Source organism: Pseudomonas sp. E102 (assembly GCF_052660185.1).
Genome location: NZ_CP084025.1, coordinates 2276731 through 2292801, shown reverse-complemented (window position 1 = coordinate 2292801; position 16071 = coordinate 2276731). Strand labels below are relative to the sequence as shown.

Annotated in this window: 19 protein-coding genes; 5 read left to right on the top strand and 14 right to left on the bottom strand. The window is 63.4% G+C overall.

All coding sequences use genetic code 11. The features are described 5' to 3' along the window. Nucleotides 1-321: 321 nt before the first annotated feature. The 7 genes from gspF to gspG are packed head-to-tail and all read right to left on the bottom strand — an operon-like array spanning nucleotide 322 to nucleotide 8468. Complete coding sequence (gene gspF, locus DOCECA_RS10270) at nucleotides 322-1533, bottom strand: type II secretion system inner membrane protein GspF (protein WP_445571915.1); 1212 nt, start codon at nucleotides 1531-1533, stop codon at nucleotides 322-324. Continuing rightward, a complete protein-coding gene (gene gspE / locus DOCECA_RS10265; protein WP_434647685.1) occupies nucleotides 1533-2975 on the bottom strand; it encodes a type II secretion system ATPase GspE in 1443 nt (480 codons plus the stop codon). Before gspE ends, gspF begins: the two co-directional genes overlap by 1 nt. Then, on the bottom strand, nucleotides 2972-5344 hold the full coding sequence (gspD, locus tag DOCECA_RS10260) for a type II secretion system secretin GspD (RefSeq protein ID WP_445571914.1): 2373 nt from the start codon (nucleotides 5342-5344) through the stop codon (nucleotides 2972-2974). Before gspD ends, gspE begins: the two co-directional genes overlap by 4 nt. Next, nucleotides 5341-5895 (bottom strand): type II secretion system protein GspM, encoded by a 555-nt coding sequence (gene gspM, locus DOCECA_RS10255; RefSeq protein ID WP_434606001.1) that lies wholly within the window; start codon nucleotides 5893-5895, stop codon nucleotides 5341-5343. Before gspM ends, gspD begins: the two co-directional genes overlap by 4 nt. Further along, nucleotides 5888-7051, bottom strand: a complete 1164-nt coding sequence (gene gspL, locus DOCECA_RS10250; RefSeq protein ID WP_445571913.1) for a type II secretion system protein GspL — start codon at nucleotides 7049-7051, stop codon at nucleotides 5888-5890. The genes gspM and gspL overlap by 8 nt, the downstream gene beginning before the upstream one ends. After that, entirely contained in the window at nucleotides 7048-8031 is a 984-nt protein-coding gene (gspK, locus tag DOCECA_RS10245) for a type II secretion system minor pseudopilin GspK (protein ID WP_434611588.1), read from the bottom strand. The genes gspL and gspK overlap by 4 nt, the downstream gene beginning before the upstream one ends. Further along, entirely contained in the window at nucleotides 8019-8468 is a 450-nt protein-coding gene (gene gspG / locus DOCECA_RS10240) for a type II secretion system major pseudopilin GspG (RefSeq protein WP_434606005.1), read from the bottom strand. Before gspG ends, gspK begins: the two co-directional genes overlap by 13 nt. A gap of 173 nt (nucleotides 8469-8641) precedes the next feature. Here gspG and gspI point away from each other — a divergent pair, with 173 nt between their 5' ends. Then, the gene (gene gspI, locus DOCECA_RS10235; RefSeq protein WP_445571912.1) at nucleotides 8642-9022 is read left to right on the top strand and encodes a type II secretion system minor pseudopilin GspI; all 381 of its coding nucleotides are present in this window, start codon (nucleotides 8642-8644) and stop codon (nucleotides 9020-9022) included. 1 nt (nucleotide 9023) lies between these two features. Here the strand turns inward: gspI and DOCECA_RS10230 are convergent, their stop codons facing one another. Beyond that, nucleotides 9024-9452 (bottom strand): type II secretion system protein N, encoded by a 429-nt coding sequence (locus tag DOCECA_RS10230; RefSeq protein WP_420763748.1) that lies wholly within the window; start codon nucleotides 9450-9452, stop codon nucleotides 9024-9026. Nucleotides 9453-9544: 92 nt separating this feature from the next. Between DOCECA_RS10230 and gspH the strand changes: the two genes are divergently transcribed. Both gspH and DOCECA_RS10220 read left to right on the top strand, forming a co-directional pair. After that, on the top strand, nucleotides 9545-10003 hold the full coding sequence (gene gspH / locus DOCECA_RS10225; protein WP_445571911.1) for a type II secretion system minor pseudopilin GspH: 459 nt from the start codon (nucleotides 9545-9547) through the stop codon (nucleotides 10001-10003). Next, a complete protein-coding gene (locus DOCECA_RS10220) occupies nucleotides 10003-10614 on the top strand; it encodes a prepilin-type N-terminal cleavage/methylation domain-containing protein (protein WP_420763746.1) in 612 nt (203 codons plus the stop codon). Before gspH ends, DOCECA_RS10220 begins: the two co-directional genes overlap by 1 nt. A gap of 22 nt (nucleotides 10615-10636) precedes the next feature. Here DOCECA_RS10220 and DOCECA_RS10215 read toward each other — a convergent pair whose 3' ends face one another. From DOCECA_RS10215 to DOCECA_RS10205, 3 genes are read right to left on the bottom strand one after another with little or no spacing between them, the layout of a single operon-like run. Then, entirely contained in the window at nucleotides 10637-11593 is a 957-nt protein-coding gene (locus DOCECA_RS10215; RefSeq protein ID WP_434606011.1) for a FecR family protein, read from the bottom strand. Nucleotides 11594-11647: 54 nt separating this feature from the next. Further along, nucleotides 11648-12193 (bottom strand): RNA polymerase sigma factor, encoded by a 546-nt coding sequence (locus DOCECA_RS10210; RefSeq protein WP_420763744.1) that lies wholly within the window; start codon nucleotides 12191-12193, stop codon nucleotides 11648-11650. Beyond that, nucleotides 12190-12918 (bottom strand): STN domain-containing protein, encoded by a 729-nt coding sequence (locus DOCECA_RS10205; RefSeq protein ID WP_434647698.1) that lies wholly within the window; start codon nucleotides 12916-12918, stop codon nucleotides 12190-12192. The genes DOCECA_RS10210 and DOCECA_RS10205 overlap by 4 nt, the downstream gene beginning before the upstream one ends. Before the next feature lie 160 nt (nucleotides 12919-13078). Here DOCECA_RS10205 and DOCECA_RS10200 point away from each other — a divergent pair, with 160 nt between their 5' ends. Further along, a complete protein-coding gene (locus DOCECA_RS10200) occupies nucleotides 13079-13387 on the top strand; it encodes a hypothetical protein (RefSeq protein ID WP_434559139.1) in 309 nt (102 codons plus the stop codon). Between the two features lie 9 nt (nucleotides 13388-13396). Here the strand turns inward: DOCECA_RS10200 and DOCECA_RS10195 are convergent, their stop codons facing one another. Then, nucleotides 13397-14320, bottom strand: coding sequence for a transcriptional regulator GcvA (locus tag DOCECA_RS10195; RefSeq protein WP_445571910.1), 924 nt, complete (start codon nucleotides 14318-14320; stop codon nucleotides 13397-13399). A gap of 114 nt (nucleotides 14321-14434) precedes the next feature. On the opposite strand from DOCECA_RS10195, the gene gstA reads away from it, so the two are divergent. Beyond that, nucleotides 14435-15046, top strand: coding sequence for a glutathione transferase GstA (gene gstA / locus DOCECA_RS10190; RefSeq protein WP_445571909.1), 612 nt, complete (start codon nucleotides 14435-14437; stop codon nucleotides 15044-15046). Here the strand turns inward: gstA and DOCECA_RS10185 are convergent, their stop codons facing one another. Both DOCECA_RS10185 and DOCECA_RS10180 read right to left on the bottom strand, forming a co-directional pair. Continuing rightward, complete coding sequence (locus DOCECA_RS10185) at nucleotides 15047-15424, bottom strand: hypothetical protein (RefSeq protein WP_434647703.1); 378 nt, start codon at nucleotides 15422-15424, stop codon at nucleotides 15047-15049. It abuts the gene before it with no gap. Nucleotides 15425-15589: 165 nt separating this feature from the next. Further along, nucleotides 15590-15931, bottom strand: a complete 342-nt coding sequence (locus DOCECA_RS10180; protein ID WP_434606017.1) for a hypothetical protein — start codon at nucleotides 15929-15931, stop codon at nucleotides 15590-15592. Between the last annotated feature and the right edge of the window lie 140 nt (nucleotides 15932-16071).

Genomic DNA, 16071 nt, shown 5'->3' with positions numbered 1-16071 from the left:
CGTGTCTGGACGTTGGTAGTTCGCTTGTGCTTCTCATCGCGACCGCTGCCCCGAGCAGGTTTCCAGCGCTCTTTTAAAGGGGTGGCCACGGCGTAGAAGCTCTCAACTTCCGGTGACAGAGAAAGGAAAAAATCTCGGGTGTTCGGTGTTGTTTTTCCTGAATATTCTCGGGAGTTACCGACACCTTACTGACATTTCGCCCAGCTTTCGCAGCATGAGCGAAATCCCCATTGTATGCCCTGCCCCGTGCGCCGTAGCTTGGCGCGCCGTACATGTCGCACCGATGAACCCGAGTGGCGCTCTGGTGTGGGATGGTTGGGATCATTGCACCAGCTGATTGATCTCGATGATCGGCAGCAACACAGCCATGACGATGGTCAGCACGACGCCTCCCATGATCACAATCATCAGCGGCTCCAACAGCGCCGTCATGCCCATGGCGCGCCGTTCGATGTCGCGGGACAGGGTTTGCGCGGCGCGTTCGAGCATGGGCGGCAAATTACCGGTTTTTTCGCCACTGGCGATCAGGTGGATCAGGATCGGCGGGAACACCTTGCCGACTCGCAGCGCATTGGCAAGGCCGACGCCTTCGCGTACCCGCAGCGTCGCATCAGCAACGCAATGAGCCAGGCGATCGTTGGCCAGCGTTTGCCCAGCGGCGTCCAGGGCGCGCAACAGCGGCACGCCGGCGCTGCCGAGAATCGCCAAGGTCGAGGCGAAACGCGCCGTGTTCACCCCAAGCACGAAGCGGCCGATCAGCGGAAGCCGCAACACCCGGCTATGCCAGGCCAGGCGTGCCTCGGCGTTACGCAAATAGCGGCGCCACCCCCACCAGCAACCGGCCAGCCCGGCGAAACAGGCCCAACCCCAGGCGCGCAGGAAGTCGCTGGCCTGCAACATCACCCGGGTCAGGGTGGGCAAGTCCTGGCGCGCCTGGGAAAAAGCGCTGACCACCTGCGGCACCACGAAACCCAGCAGGAAAATGACGATGACGATGGACACCACGCCCACCACCGCTGGGTAGATGAAGGCCGTGAGGATCTTGCCCCGCAGGTTGTTGCGCTCTTCGATGTAGTCGGCCAGGCGTTCCATCACCTGGGCGAGATCGCCAGACTCCTCGCCCGCTGCGATCATCGCCCGGTAGATCTCGGGAAAATCCCGTGGTCGCGCGGCCAGCGCATCGGCCAGGCGCATGCCGTTGCGCACATCGCCGCGCACCGCGCCGAGGGTTTCGGCGATGTGGCGTTTCTCGGCCTGGTCGACGGTGGCCGACAGGGCCGCTTCCAGCGGCAGACTGGCGCCCAACAGGCTCGCCAATTGACGGGTAGCCCAGGCCAGGTCGCTGTCCGACAATTTCGGGCTGAACAGGCCCGAGGCACCCGAGCTGCCGACTTGCAACTGCTCGTCGATGCGCAACGGCGTCAGCCCACGGCCACGCAGTTCAGCCATCGCACCGCGCTGGTTGTCGGCCTCCAGCACGCCTTGCTCGATTTTCCCCGAGGCATCGGCGGCCTCGAAACGGTAGCGGTTCATCAAGCGTCTCGGGTCACGCGCAGGATTTCCTCGCGGGCGGTGGAGCCACTGCTCACCCACCGTTCGCCGTCCTCGCGCATGCTTAACATGCCGGCCTGTCGCGCACAGGTGCGCAACGCCTGCTCGCCTTCACCCTGATGGATCAACCGCCGCACCTCGTCGTCCACCACGAAGAGTTCGTGGATGCCAGTACGGCCGCTGTAACCGGTGTGGTTGCAGCGCGGGCAGCCATGGGGACGCCATTGGCCCGGCGCGGCTTCGTCAGGTTGCTTGCACTCCGGACACAGGCGACGCACCAGGCGTTGCGCCAGGACGCCGAGCAATGACGACGCCAACAGGAACGGCTCGACCCCGATGTCGGTCAGCCGCGTCACCGCCGACACCGCGTCGTTGGTATGCAGGGTCGCCAACACCAGGTGTCCGGTCAGCGAAGCCTGGACCGCGATCTGCGCAGTCTCCTGGTCGCGGATTTCACCGATCATGATGACGTCCGGATCCTGGCGCAGGATCGCGCGCAAGGCCAGGCCGAAGCTCATGTCGATCCGGGTATTGACCTGGATCTGGCTGATGCCCGGCAGGTCATATTCCACAGGGTCCTCAACGGTGAGGATATTGCTGGTGCTGGCATCCAGACGGGCCAAGGCGGCATAAAGCGTGGTGGTCTTGCCGCTGCCGGTGGGGCCGGTGACCAGCACGATGCCGTGGGGTTGGCGGATCAATTGATCCAGTTGGCTCAGCACCGCGGGCGCCATGCCCAGGGTTTCCAATTGCAGGCGCCCGGCCTGTTTGTCCAGCAGGCGCATCACCACCCGCTCGCCGTGGCCGGTGGGCACGGTGGACACCCGCACATCAATGGGCCGTCCGGCAACACGCAGGGCGATGCGGCCGTCCTGGGGCAAGCGCTTTTCGGCGATGTCCAACTGCGCCATGATCTTGATCCGCGACACCAGCGCCGCGTGCAGGGCCTTGCGCGGCGCGACCACATCGCGCAGGGCTCCGTCGACGCGATAACGCACCACGGAATGGCTTTCAAACGGTTCGATATGAATATCGCTGGCCTCATCCCGCGCGGCCTGGGTCAGCAATGCGTTGATCATGCGGATGACTGGCGCGCCACCCTCACTGTCCAGCAAGTCGGTGACTTCCGGGATGTCCTGCATGAGGCGGTCGAGGTCGACTTCGTTTTCCGCCGCGCCGACGATCGCGGCAGCGCTGCCGGTGTCGGCGTAGGCGCTGGTCAGCAGCGCTTCAAGCTCCTCGTCGCGTATCCGTTGCAACGCAGTGGGACCATAACGCCGGCGTACCTCGTTGATGGCCCAGCCCGGCGTCGCGGCACTGACCAGCAACACGTTGCCCTCCTCACCGGCCTTGAGGAGGAGCCGCTGCGCCTTGGCCCACGCATAGGGCAACGCGCCCGCACCGGTTTGCAGAGAGGGGCTCATGGCTGCCCACCTGGTTCCAGCGGCACGGCGCGCATCGCTCGGGGTGGCTGATTGAGCGGTATCGGCTGGCGTGGCGGTGGATTGAAAGGCATCGCCTGGGCGGCCGGCGGCAACTGCGGCGCCTGCATATCCGTGAGCGGCCATTTGTGCGCTGGCTGCAGATTGCCTTGGGCACGACGGATAAAATCGTAGCGATTGAGGGTAATGCTGCGGCCGACGTTACTGTCGCGAATGATGTAGGGGCGCAGGAAGACCATCAGGTTGGTCTTGGTCCGCGAACGACTGTCGCTGCGAAACAGCGCGCCAATGCCCGGAATGCTGCCCAGCCCCGGAATCGCGTCGGTGCTTTCGGTAAAACCGTCTTGCAGCAGGCCGCCCAACACCATGATCTGTCCGTCGTCGAGCAGGATGCTGGTGTCGATGGCGCGCTTGTTGGTCACCGTGCCGGCGTCGCTGGAGGCGCGCGGGTCCACGCTGCTGACTTCCTGGTAGATGTCCAGTTTGACCGTGCCACCCTCGGAAATCTGCGGGCGTACATTCAGGCGCAGCCCCACTTCCTCCCGCTCGATTGTCTGGAACGGGTTGTTGCTGTTGCCGCCGCCGTTGGTCACGTAGTTGCCGGTGACGAAGGGGATGGTCTGGCCCACGAAAATGCTCGCCGCTTCGTTGTCCAGCGTCAGCAGGTTGGGCGTGGACAACACATTGGTTCCGCCCTTGCTTTTCAGGGCGCGGGCCAACACTTTCAGATCCAGCACCTGGCCGATGCCGGGAATATTCACCGTGCCCGAGACCTTGCCAATGCTCAAGCCACCGGGCAACGCATCAATGCTGTTCTTGGCCGAGGTATTGATGCCGGCACCGCCCAGGTTGGCGCCACCGATCCAGCCGTTGCCCGCCAGGTTGCCGGCTTGCCACTGAATGCCGAACGCACTCGCATCGTCTTCGCTGACTTCGACGATCAGGCTTTCGATCACCACCTGAGCGCGGCGCTGGTCGAGCAGATCGATGACTTCACGCAGGTTTCGATACAGCGGGTCGGGCGCGGAAATCAGCAGCGTGTTGGTGGTGGTATCGGCCTGCACGGTGACGCCGTTGGCGGAAAACGCCACTGCGCCTTCGCCTGCCTGATGGCTGCCCTGGCCGCTCGACATTTGCAGGCCTGCATTCTGCCCATTGTTGGCTTGCGAACTGCTGCCGGTAGTACTCGACGAATGACTGCCGTTGCTGGTCGTACTGCTGCCCGCCGGGCCACCCAGGCCACCGCCGTTCAACAGGCTCCGTGCGCTGTCGGTGGACGCACCGGCCATTTCCCCTTCACCCGTGAGCAAGCCGCGCAAAGCTTGCGCCAGCTTATTGGCCTGGGCGTTGCGCAGGTACACCACGTGGAGATTGCTCGGGTTGTTCTGGGCATTGTCGAGCTTGTAGATCAGTTGCCTGGCCAGCTCGGTGCGTTCGGGGCTGCCGGTGCGCAGGATGATGCTGTTGGATCGAGGGTCGCCAATCACCGACACCTTTTGCGTCGCATCGGCGCCCTGCACGTCGAGCAACTCCGACACCATCGTCGCGATGTCGACGGCAATGCCGTTCTGCACGGGGACTACATCCGTGTCGATGGCGCCGGGTATGTCGACGTTGGCGATGATCTGCGCCACCCGATCAAGGTTTTCCGCATAGTCGGTGACCACCACCGTGTTATTGCCGGGGTAGGCATTGATGGGATTGTTGGCCGATATGATGGGTCGCAGTGCCGGAATCAGGTTGACGGCGTTTTCGTATTGCAAGCGAAAGGTCCGGGTGATCATGCCGTTGCCTGCCGCACGATCGGCGTCCCCCACCGGTCCGCCCAACAACTTGGCGTCGGCTTCCGGTACCACCTGGCTGACGCCTTGCACTTCGACCACGGCAAAACCCTGCATGCGCAGGGCCGCGAGCAGCATGTCATAGGCCGTGCGGGCCGGCACTTCGCCTTCGGACACCAGGGTCAGTTGGCCTTTGACACGTGGGTCCACCAGGAACTGGCGACCGGTGGCGCGTGACAGCGCACGCACCACCGCGGGTATATCCGCCTCGACGAAATTCAGCTGCACCGGTTGGTTGCCCAGTCCGTTGCCGGTCGGGCCGGCATTGTCGGCGGGCGGCCGAAGGCTTGAGCGCGATGGGGCCTTGCGCGTGACCTGGCGTCGCTGCTCTGCCTGTGCCTGCACGCGCTGGCGCTCCGCCAACGCGTCACCGCTGCCGGTCTGTGCCAGCGGCTGGCCCAGCTCACTTTGAGCGGGAATGGGCTGCGCCTGCTCGCTGCCCAATTGACTACAGGCACTGAGCAACAGCGCCAAGGGAATTGTTGACGCATACAGACCAAACCGCTTCATGAGGATTCCTTAGCGCCGGGCGCCTGTTCCATGCCAACGACCCCGGAAATCCGCGCGGCCGTCTCAGTGCTTTGCGAGGTTGCCCGTTGCAAATGAGCGTCGCGCACCTGCAGGCCGAGCCTGGGTGCGTCGTCCAGTAACCAGTTCAACAAGGCATCGGCGGGCGCGTCGTCGAGGGTCAGCCGCCAGGTCACGGCGCCGGCCTCGACGCGGTGCTCCAGGTCGTAGGCGCCGGCCAGACCGATGTCATCCAAACGCGCTTTCACAAGCTGTGGCGTGACCGCGCCGGACACCACGCCGGCATCCTGAACCTCGGCCAGCACTCCCTCCAGGGCCGCCGCCTGGGAGCGCAGGCGCGGCAGTTCGGCTTGCCAATGGTCGATGCGTTGGAGTGGCGGCTGGATCAGGCCGTACCACAGCAGCACCACGGGCAACACCAGCGCGGCGACCCGCAGGATGCGTTTATCCCGGGCACTGCTGCGTTGCCAGAACTGCTGAGCGCTGGCTCGCTGCGCCTGCCAGCGGGCGCGGTAACGGGCAAGGCTATTCATCCGCGCCTCCCGCAACGGGCGTTGCCGCGGCGTGCGCTGGCAAACGCTTCAGCGTCCATCGCCCATTGGCGAGATCGGCCACGATGCCCGCTTGCGCCAGGCTGGTTTGCCAGTTGCTGTCGGCGGGTGGCTTGCGGGCAGGCGTGCGGGGGGTCAGGTGCAATTCGCTGCCATCGAAGTCGAGTTTGTCGACCGCGCCCGCCATGAACGGCAACTGCCCAGCCGCCTGCTGCACCAGGGCAGCGAAGCTGACCGGACCCTCCGCCAGCGCGCCATTGCGCCGGGCATCGCGTTGCTGGCGAGCCTGCTGCAAGGGATTGAGAATCACCGGCAGTTCAGGAAAAGCCTGCTGGACCCGGCTGCTCATCTGCCCCTTGATTGCCTGGCCCTCGCCGGCCAACCGCATCGCGTACAGGTTGAGGCCCAGGGTCCAGATCAACGCCGCCATCGCGCAACAGCCGACCGCGCGGCCCCAGCGCTGATTGCCCCGGACGCTTTGTTCGATCCCGCTCAGTAAGTTCCACGCCGGGACGGGACCGATCCAGCGTTGCTCGTCCGGCCATGGATCGACGGATTGCGCACCCTCGCCGATCCAACGCACCGTCCTTTCGCGCAACCGTTCGGCGCCTTCTTGCATCATCGGATGCACCCATGCGCGTTGGCGATCCTCACGGACCAGCAAATGACCTTCCACGCTTGCCGCCGTGCATGTGCCCGGTTCAGCCAGCGGCAGAAAACAAGGCGCCGCGTACACGCCACGCGGTTGCAACCTGAGCCCCTGCAGCAGTTGCGAAAGACGCGAAAGCGCCGCGCGCTCGAACCAGGCCAGTTGAACCTGGCCGCCCGCATCACGAGGCCCGTGCACCAGGTGCACGGTATCGTCGCAGCCCAGCAGAAGGTTGTCTGCCGCACAGCGCACGGCATCGCCAAGGCGCGCCGGTGGCAGTGGCGGCAACTCGACGCAGGCGAGCAACGTGTCTTGAGGATGCAAGCAGAGCTCCAGGGCTTTGCCTTGGGCCGCGCCGCTCAGCTCCCGCAGGGGTCGCCGCCCCTGCTCGGCCAGCGCACCCTTGCGATCGAGCCAGGCGAAGTCCAAAGGGCTGTCGGCGGTCAACTGTGCCAACGGCGCCAGCGCTATGCGCAGCAAGGTACTCATGCGCCCACCCGCGACCAGACCACCTGGGGCCTGCGCTGCTCGCTGCGATAAAACAACGCTTCGACACCGAAGCGGCGTTGTTCGACCGTGGCCCGTCCCCGCAATAGAAACCACTCGCTGGTAATGCCCAGGCGCAGCTGCTCGGTGCTCATCTGCGGCACGCGCAAGCGGTTGAGGAAATCCCCGCTGTTGATGAACCACTGGCCACGGTCACGCTCGGCAATCACCGCCTGTGCCTGGGCCACGCTCATACCGGGCACTCGTGCGGCCAAGACCTGGGCCGTGGTGGTATTGCCGTTCACCCAAGTGAGCGCCGGCAGCACCGTGACATAGGGGCGCAGGCGCTCAAGGGCAGCGAGGTCGATCCCGGGCAGGCCGGCTAGGTCATCGAGACCGCGCAACATCGGCCGGGTGGCGGGCAGCGGCTGGCTTTCGGCGTCCGGCGATGTCAGGCGACCGCTATCGAACCCGGGTGCCGCGCTGGAGACTGGCGGCGGTGGACGCAGGCGCTTGGGGTAGGCCTCTACCACGCGTTGGACGATACGGTTGCCCTGGGCCACGGGCACGCCCAGCTCGGCGCACAGGCGTTCGAATACGGCGACTTCCAGTGTGTCGAGTTGGCCGTCGAGGATCAGGTTGCGCAGGTTGAACTTGCTTTGCTCATCGCTGATATGGCCGTCGAACACCCCGCTTTCAGTGCCCAGGCGCACCCCACGCAAGGGCTGCGCCCACGCCTGGTCCAAACGCGTCATGGGCTCGCGCAGGCGTTGCTGCCAGAGCGCCTGGCGGGTCCATTCCAATACGCCATTGGACAGCCAGGCGCCCCGCACCCGCTGGCTTTCGCTTTCCACGCCGCGAGTCACCTGGACCTGTCGGGCGATCATGCCGGCGGCGATCACCGCGACCACGGTCGCCACCAGCAAGGCGCTGATCACCGCCATGCCACGCTGTGCTGAGCGATTCACGACTAGAGCTGCCAGGAGCCGATATCAGCGTTGACACCTTCGCCGTCGGGCTGCCCATCGGCGCCGAGGGAAAACACATCGACCTCACCGTTGGTGCCCGGGTTGAGGTAGTTGTAGGCGCGGCCCCAAGGGTCCTTGGGCAGCCGTTCCAGATACGCGCGCCAATTGCCGCTGGTGGCGTTGGCGGGTTTTTCCGCCAGGGCCTTTAGCCCTTCATTCATGGTCGGGTAGCGACCCTGGTCGAGACGGAACAGCTTGAGTGCCTGCATCAGGCCCGCAACATCCTGGCGGGCCGCCGTGGCCCTGGCCTGGTCGGGGCGGTCAAGCACCTTCGGCACGACCATGGCGGCAAGAATGCCGAGAATGACCACCACGACCATGATCTCGATCAGGGTAAAACCTCGCTGCCGGCGAGGGCCATGTGGGGGACGGCCAGACGATGCGACACCCATCTCGACACTCCTTGGCTGGCGCCGCATTCTGGCGCTGGTTGAGGTTTCCATTCGCTGCGGATTGTTCCAGCGGCATATGTCACTGGTATAAAAAATCCTCAGGAGCTTTGGTCAGCAATCCGTCAAACGCGGCCATTAGGCTGAAGCACATTTCCCCGACGATGCTCATTGCCATGACCCGACAGGTACCCCGGCAACGCGGCTTTACCCTGATCGAAGTATTGGTGGCGCTGCTGATCGTGGCGGTGGCGATGTCAGCGGCCGTTCGCGCCAGTGCACAAATGAGCCAGAGCAACGCGCTGTTGCGGGATCGCTCGATGGCGCTGTTGTCGGCCCAGAACAGCCTGGCAGAAGTGCGTCTGCGCGGGACCACAGATAAGGGCAGCGCCATGCAACGCTGTGATCAAGGACGCTTGAAACTCAGCTGCGAGCAGCAGGTAACCCGCAGTGGCGACCTGCTGAGAGTGAAAGTGCTGGTGCATGAACGTGAACATGACGGACCGCCGCTGGCGCGCCTGGAAACGCTGCTCAGCCGCCCTGTCACCCCGCCATGAATCAGCGCAACGACGGCAGCGCCACCGGCACCGGCAAACGAGCCATCGACAGGCGAGACTCAACGCCGGCCCGCTCGATGACCACGGCATCAGCCTCGATTCCTCTCAGGCGCACGCCTTCGCCCAATGGCTCACCCGCACGAAAAGCCCGCGGCGGCGAGTCCTCGATGCTGAGAATCGCCACCGCGCCATGGGGTCCGGCCAGTAGGCCGCTGAGCTTGATCTCCAGGTTGTGCGGGGAACTGGCGAACCATTGCGCCGCGGCTTGGCCAGTGGCTGCCAAGGGCGGCAAGGGTTCGCTATTGGCCTGGGCTTGCACGGGCGCCGAATCGTTGAGCAAGAAGCCCCAGGTGACAAGCCCCGCCACGCTGGCCAACACGGCGACAGCCTGGACCAGCGTGGCCGGATCAAGGCGATGGAAATGGCGCATGAGCGAATCCTCCGTGACGTCCAGTGCTTCAGGCTACCAGCGCTTTCTCACGGTTTTATTGCAAATTCACCCCAGCGAAAGGCGTAGATACCATGAATGAATGGCGACACCGACAACGCGGCTTCACGCTGATCGAATTGATGGTCGTGCTGGTGATCATCGGCATCGCCAGCGCCGCCATCAGCTTGAATATCCACGCCGACGCTGCCAGTGGCCTGCGCGAAGATGCCAAGCGCCTGGCCTTGCTGCTGGAAACCGCCCAGGCCGAAGCGCGCAGCGACGGTCGTCGCATCGCCTGGGTCGCGGACAGCCAGGGCTACCGTTTCGTGCGGCTGGACGCTGTCGGCGTGCAGGACCGGGAGTTCATCAACGACCCGCAACTGCGCCCCAGGCACTGGAGCGCGGGACCGGTGCAGGTGCGCATCCACCCAGGCAAAACACTGGTGCTCGATGCCGAATGGATTGCCTCGCCCCTGCACGTCATTCTGTCCAGCGACCAGACCAGCGTATCGGTGAGGCGCACTGCGGCTGGCCGCATCGAGGTGCATTGATGGTCCGGCAAAACGGCTTCACGCTGATTGAAGTGATGGTCGCCATCCTGCTGATGACAATTGTCAGCCTGATCGCCTGGCGCGGGCTCGACGGTGTGACCCGCGCCGACGCCCACTTGCAGGACAGCGCCGAACAGCACGCGCAACTGATGCGCGCACTCAACCAACTGCAGCGTGACTTCGCCCTGCGCGCCACCACTGAACTGGCCGAACCGCCTCCACCCGACGAACCCTCGGCCAGCCGCCCCCCGGTGCCCGCTGCGATCAGTATTCGCAGCAGCGACAGCGACCCTTTGCAGTTGGAATTGATACGTGCCGCGGCGGACCAGGACGGCAAGATGCAACGGGTGAGGTGGTGGATTGAAAGCGGCACGCTTTTCCGTGCCTCGGGCGTCGCGCGGTCACGCTATCCCCTACCGGCGCCCAAGGAGCGTGTCGCGGTGTTGAGTGAGCTTGAGCGCGTTGATGTGCGGGTATGGCGCACCGACCGGGGCTGGAGCCATCTGACTGGCAGCAAGGAGGAAAATCCGGCGGGTGTGGAAATCAGCTTCAGCCGCCGCACGGCACACGGCACCGAGCGCTACCGCCAGGTGCTGGCACCGCTTCAATAGCAGCCCACTGGAATGAAAACGCCTAGCTGACCAGCACGACACCGCCCGGTAGCTCGGTAATGGTCGCGCCGTAGGCATCGCGAATCAGTACGGCGACATTCGCCAGTTGCGCCAGGCTGAAGCGCGCCTGAACCTTGCGCCGCCCGAGCTCAGCGTTCATCAGTACGATCATGCCGGGACGGTAGCGGTTGATCTCATCGATCACGCTCGCCAAGGGGGCATCGTTGAACACCAGCAACTGTTGACGCCAAGCCATGACTTGCTGGGTATCGAAGGGGGTGGGTTGGCCTTGTCGCTGCGCGGTATAGGTCAATTGTCGGCCCTGCTCCAAGCTCACGCGCCGCCCCTGATGCTTCAGTTGCAAGCGGCCCTCCAGGCACGTTACGCACACGCTACCCTCGGTGGCCCGCACATTGAACCGCGCCCCATCGGCGAACAACTCGCCATTGCCGGCAAGCACACGCAACGCCGTGCTGGCCTGGATTTCCAGTTCACCGCTCAGTACTTCGATGGCGGCGTCACCAGGGGCCTCGCTGCGCTGGCTGATGCGCGTCTGGGTATTGAGCTCAAGCACCACGCCCTGGGTCAGGTCGACGCGGCGTTGCTCGCCGACACCTGTATGAAAATCCGCGCCCACGGGCCAGCCGTCCAGCAGCGACGGGCGCGCGACCAGCACCGCAACCGACGCGGCAATCGCGCCGCCGAGAAACGCTCGGCGCCCGAAACGCCGCGGGTGGTTGACGACCTTTGCCGCCTGCTCCTGCTGGAGCTTTTGCTCGGCGGGCGCCATGGCCTGCCACAACTGGCGGGCCAGGAAAAAGGCCCGGGCGTGCTCGGAACTTTGCGCACTCCAGCGCCGAAAAGCCTCGGCGTCGGCGTGGGTGGCGTGCCCTGAAGTCAAGCGCACCAGCCAATGGAACGCTTCTTCCCGGAGCTGGTTAGCCGTGGCAGTGGCCGATTCAGATGCGCTTATAGACATGTTTTTCAAACGTGAAATGACTCAAGAAGGTATGCGCGACAAGCGCCTTATCACCTAAGACTGTTTTCCCGCGCCGGGACCGAACCGCTGAATCACTTTTCTTTCCAGGCGATCGGCACAGTATTGCAGCGCAGCCTTGAGTTCCTTCTCAACCATCCGGGTGGAGATGCCGAATCGCTGGGCGATCTCCTGATGCGGTGTTTGCTCCATGCGCGACGCCATCAATATTTGCCGGCGCCGGGGCGCAAGCTCGGTCAGCGCCTGCATCAGCGCGCGAATTTCAATCTGGCCACCGACGATCACCGCCGGGTCCTGATGTTCGTCGGCGGTTTGCATCAGTTCCTCGATTTCAGTGCCGGTGAGCAAGCGTGCATCCTGCGCACGACGGTCAGCCGCGATGTTCAGGGCCATGCGGAACAGGTAGGCGCCAGGCTTCTGCACGTCCACCGGCTGTTCCATGCGGTCTACCCGAAGATAGGTTTCGTGCAGTACGTCGTTGGCCAGGTCATCGGAGCCCAGACGCCGACGCAAGCGTGCGCGAAACACATCATAGGAAGCCAGGAACACCTTGAGCATGGTGCTCTGCTCCTTTTCCTTCATGGCTCTACCGCTCCTTCCCATGGGTTGCATTCCGTGCCTGCCGAAGCGGCGCCTGGCACCACCAGCACCGTCACCGGCTGCGGCAACGAGGACGGCGGAACCCGGCCGATGTCCAATGTGCCCAGCCCCTCGATAATCGCCGCATCGCGCCGGGCGTCACCGGTGGAGGCCAGCAAGCGACTGCGCCGCACCTCGCCCGATGCCCCCACCCACAGCTGTAACGCTGCTCGATAATGGCCCGGGCGAGTCACCATTGACCGGCAAAGCGCCTGCTCCAACGCGACCTGCAATGCACGGGCAAAATTGCCCTCGCGCACTGTAGGACCACCGTTGCGCGAAGACGCATCGGCGCGGAGGGTCAGCTTTGCCTCTTTCACGGTGAAAGCGTCTGCGCCGGTGTAGAGCGCCGCCAAGCCGCTACCGGCCAGCAGTTGCTCCAACGCCTGGCGGGCATTCAAGCGTCCGTGCACCGCGGTCGACCGTCGCCCATGTGCCAGTTGACGGTCCACCAGGATCGCCATCCCGCTGGCCCTGCTGTACAGCTCCAGGGCAACGGTCATTTCCTGGGCGGGTATCGCAAACTCGACAAAACGCGCCAGCCGATCGTCCACCTCGACGGGCGCAGGCGTGGCAGACCACGCGTCGCGTTGCGGCATCAATGCATGGAGCAACAAGAACAGTACCGTGGGCGCGAGGCAGCACCTGCTCAGCGCTTCTCTTGACATAGACATCTTCCGGCCCGAACGGCGTGTCGACGCCCTGCGTTGGCGCATCATGAGACGTGTACATGTCGTTTGTGTGACGAGCGCTGCAAAAAAAACATCGTCATACCTCGCTCCAATACGAGGTAGATTCAGGCTTCTACCGTTAGAAAGGAGCTCCGCCATGGACTGTCGTGTATTCGCGCTGCTGCTTGCTGCCCTTCCCTTGTGGGCCCAAGCCGCCGAGCCGGCGAATGAGGGATGCATCAATGTCGAGGTGAACGGGTACAAGGCGCTGTCCTACGAATGCCTGAGCGAACAGATGGCCAACCCGAAGGGTACGCCGGCAGCGCGCAAGAACCAGGAAGCGTTGAACGTGCCGATAGAGCAGCGAGCGCCGAACAGGCTGGGTCTGTACAACCAGTCGGCCACGCGGATTCGCATGGGCAATACCTTCGGCCACTCGGCGTTGCCGCAACGCCCACCGCAGTGACCTGGAGGCTTAATCCAACGACCGCATACCCGGTGTGTTTGCCTCCCTGGTCGAATCGATCAACCAGGCCCTGAACGCCTCGACCTTTTTCGAGTGGGCTGTCTCGACGGGTGTCACCAGATAAAAACCGAAATCGGACTTCAACCTCAGGGCAAATGGCGCGACCAGTCGACCTGCCTTCAGATCGTCGTCGACGTAGGTCGAGCGGCCGATGCAAATACCCAAGCCGTCGATGGCTGCCTGCACGGCCATCATCGCCAGGTCGAAGGTCAACCGTGAGCCTTCGGCCAGGGCGCTCGGTTGCCCGGCGGCCCCCAGCCAGAGGCTCCAATCGTCCCGCGTCATACCACTGACCTGCAACAGGGTGTGATGGGGCAGATCGCCGGGCGCCTTCAGGGCATTGGGCCCCACCAGCAATTTCGGACTGCACACCGGAAAAACCTCATCGGACATCAGCCAGTCAGCGCGCAAGCCCTTCCAATCGCCGGTGCCGTAACGAATGGCCGCGTCGGTGCCACCCTTGCGAAAATCCACCATATCGGTGGAGGCCGAGACACGTACATCGATGTTGGGATAGGCCTCCTGGAACGAGGCCAAGCGAGGCAGCAGCCATTTGGATGCGAATGACACCAGGGTACTCACCGTCAGCGCACTGTTATGGACCGAATCCAACAAGGTTTCCGTGCTATGACGCAACTCATGGAATGCCGAACGAACGCCTGGATAATAGGCACGACCTTCATCGGTCAACGCCAGGCCGTCCTTGAGCCGCAAGAACAGGCGCACCCCCAATTCCCCCTCCAGCCGCCGGATCTGATGACTGATCGCCGTTTGGGTGACATTCAACTCAAGGGCGGCCTGGGTAAAGCTCATGTGACGGGCAGCCGATTCGAATGCCTTCAGGCCATTGAGAGAGGGGATTCTGGCAGCCATGACGGTCAACGGCACTCATGAGGTTTTGTCATACCCTAGCACCCGATATGTCCTTTGAAAATCTTCCCGTTGGCGCCGATCCTCAGCGGCACTCAACGCCATCAGGAAAATCCCATGAAATTGTATTTCGCGCCCATGACCTGTTCATTGTCCCCGCACATTGTGCTGCGAGAGCTGGACATTGCCTTCGAGCTGGTACGCGTCGACAACAAGACCAAGCGAACCGCCGACGGGCGGGATTTCCTCGCCATCAATCCCAAGGGTTACGTCGCGGCGTTGATGCTGGATAACGGCGAAGTGCTCACCGAAGGCCCCGCCATCGTCCAGTACCTCGTCGATCAGGTTCCGGGCAATCACTTGACGCCGGCCAATGGCACCTGGGGACGGGTGCGGTTGCAGGAATGGCTCAATTTCATCAGCTCTGAAATCCATGGCGGCTGTGCCCCGCTGTTCAACGCCGAGATTCCGGAAACCACCAAGGCCATCTTCAAGCAAAAGCTGTTCAAGCGTCTCCATCACTTGGCCGGTGCCCTTGAACACCGCAACTATTTGCAGGGGGATTTCGGCCTCGCCGATGCGTATCTGTTCTCGGTGCTCAAATGGCTGCCGTTTTTCGCCATCGGTATCAATGATTGGCCGGCGCTGGCGTCGTATATGGCTCGGATCGAGACGCGACCCAGCGTCATGGCCGCGATCGAAGCCGAGGCGAACGCCGGCCGAGGCTGATCATTGGGCCACGAACGGATAATGCTCGATCCGACAAGGATGCTCGTTGCCGTCGCCCTTGCAGATGCCGTCCAGGTAGCGGTATCTGATCCGAATCGCCTGGCCTTTTGCGGGCCATTTTCGCCGCGCAAGCGTTGACTGATAGTCAGCGGTTTCCGGGATGAAGCTGATCACTGCGCCGACTTCTGGGCATTCCACCTTGGGAGAGGCCGGGCTGGTTTTCAGAACCTGGGCCCGGAGACCAGGTGATGGCCGCTTCACCACCTCAGTGACCCGTAATTGCATATCGCAGATCTGCCACGTCGCGGCGTGCACCGGGACGCACAAGGCTGAGAGCATCAGGATGAATGGCACGGCATGGGCAGGGGGCAGGTTCATTTCGATCCTTTGTAGGCGGCGACGTCGCGTACGGCATCCTCTCACACCCACGTACGCAAGGCTCTCCAAACAAAAAAAGCCCCGCGACCGAATACGGTGCGGGGCAAAGGGAATTGGTTGGTTGCGGCCAACCAAAGGAGCACGGGTAAAACGTCTACGGGCCGGTCAGATGCATTCCTGGGCGGCGCGTTCAAAATTCGAAGGCAAGAGATTGGAGGCCAGCAGATGCCGGTCGTAAATGAACACCTTCCCACCGTTGCCAGCCTTGTAGGCTTCGAGCACGTTGTCCGCCGCAATTTTGCTCGGCACGACGATGCGGTAGCTGCGCTGGGTCTGCGAGACCGTCGGGTTCAGGGCGCTGCCCTGCAGCTTCGGTACGACGCATTCGGCGTATTCGGCCGGTGTCTTGCTGGTCTGCAAGGTCAGGGTCGGATCGTTCGGAGCCGAAGCGCAACCTGCTAGCAACAAGGGGGGAAACGCCAGGGCAAGGAAAGATAAAGGGCGCATGATTGAAGTCCTGCAGTGGTGGGCTGCGTGTTCGATGGCGCTGATTTTCCAATGATTGCCGACAAAGCAGAACTTGCATTTCGTAATGGTCACTATTACTGATGGCAATAGTTGAAAGCCCCAGAAGGACCTCGCATAAG

What these genes read in the sequence shown, in the direction of transcription:
- gspF (WP_445571915.1), bottom strand. Translation starts at nt 1,533, where the DNA reads ATGAACCGCTACCGTTTCGAGGCCGCCGATGCCTCGGGGAAAATCGAG.
- gspE (WP_434647685.1), bottom strand. Translation starts at nt 2,975, where the DNA reads ATGAGCCCCTCTCTGCAAACCGGTGCGGGCGCGTTGCCCTATGCGTGG.
- gspD (WP_445571914.1), bottom strand. Translation starts at nt 5,344, where the DNA reads ATGAAGCGGTTTGGTCTGTATGCGTCAACAATTCCCTTGGCGCTGTTG.
- gspM (WP_434606001.1), bottom strand. Translation starts at nt 5,895, where the DNA reads ATGAATAGCCTTGCCCGTTACCGCGCCCGCTGGCAGGCGCAGCGAGCC.
- gspL (WP_445571913.1), bottom strand. Translation starts at nt 7,051, where the DNA reads ATGAGTACCTTGCTGCGCATAGCGCTGGCGCCGTTGGCACAGTTGACC.
- gspG (WP_434606005.1), bottom strand. Translation starts at nt 8,468, where the DNA reads ATGGGTGTCGCATCGTCTGGCCGTCCCCCACATGGCCCTCGCCGGCAG.
- gspI (WP_445571912.1), top strand. Translation starts at nt 8,642, where the DNA reads ATGACCCGACAGGTACCCCGGCAACGCGGCTTTACCCTGATCGAAGTA.
- DOCECA_RS10230 (WP_420763748.1), bottom strand. Translation starts at nt 9,452, where the DNA reads ATGCGCCATTTCCATCGCCTTGATCCGGCCACGCTGGTCCAGGCTGTC.
- gspH (WP_445571911.1), top strand. Translation starts at nt 9,545, where the DNA reads ATGAATGAATGGCGACACCGACAACGCGGCTTCACGCTGATCGAATTG.
- DOCECA_RS10220 (WP_420763746.1), top strand. Translation starts at nt 10,003, where the DNA reads ATGGTCCGGCAAAACGGCTTCACGCTGATTGAAGTGATGGTCGCCATC.
- DOCECA_RS10215 (WP_434606011.1), bottom strand. Translation starts at nt 11,593, where the DNA reads ATGTCTATAAGCGCATCTGAATCGGCCACTGCCACGGCTAACCAGCTC.
- DOCECA_RS10210 (WP_420763744.1), bottom strand. Translation starts at nt 12,193, where the DNA reads ATGAAGGAAAAGGAGCAGAGCACCATGCTCAAGGTGTTCCTGGCTTCC.
- DOCECA_RS10205 (WP_434647698.1), bottom strand. Translation starts at nt 12,918, where the DNA reads ATGTCAAGAGAAGCGCTGAGCAGGTGCTGCCTCGCGCCCACGGTACTG.
- DOCECA_RS10200 (WP_434559139.1), top strand. Translation starts at nt 13,079, where the DNA reads ATGGACTGTCGTGTATTCGCGCTGCTGCTTGCTGCCCTTCCCTTGTGG.
- DOCECA_RS10195 (WP_445571910.1), bottom strand. Translation starts at nt 14,320, where the DNA reads ATGGCTGCCAGAATCCCCTCTCTCAATGGCCTGAAGGCATTCGAATCG.
- gstA (WP_445571909.1), top strand. Translation starts at nt 14,435, where the DNA reads ATGAAATTGTATTTCGCGCCCATGACCTGTTCATTGTCCCCGCACATT.
- DOCECA_RS10185 (WP_434647703.1), bottom strand. Translation starts at nt 15,424, where the DNA reads ATGAACCTGCCCCCTGCCCATGCCGTGCCATTCATCCTGATGCTCTCA.
- DOCECA_RS10180 (WP_434606017.1), bottom strand. Translation starts at nt 15,931, where the DNA reads ATGCGCCCTTTATCTTTCCTTGCCCTGGCGTTTCCCCCCTTGTTGCTA.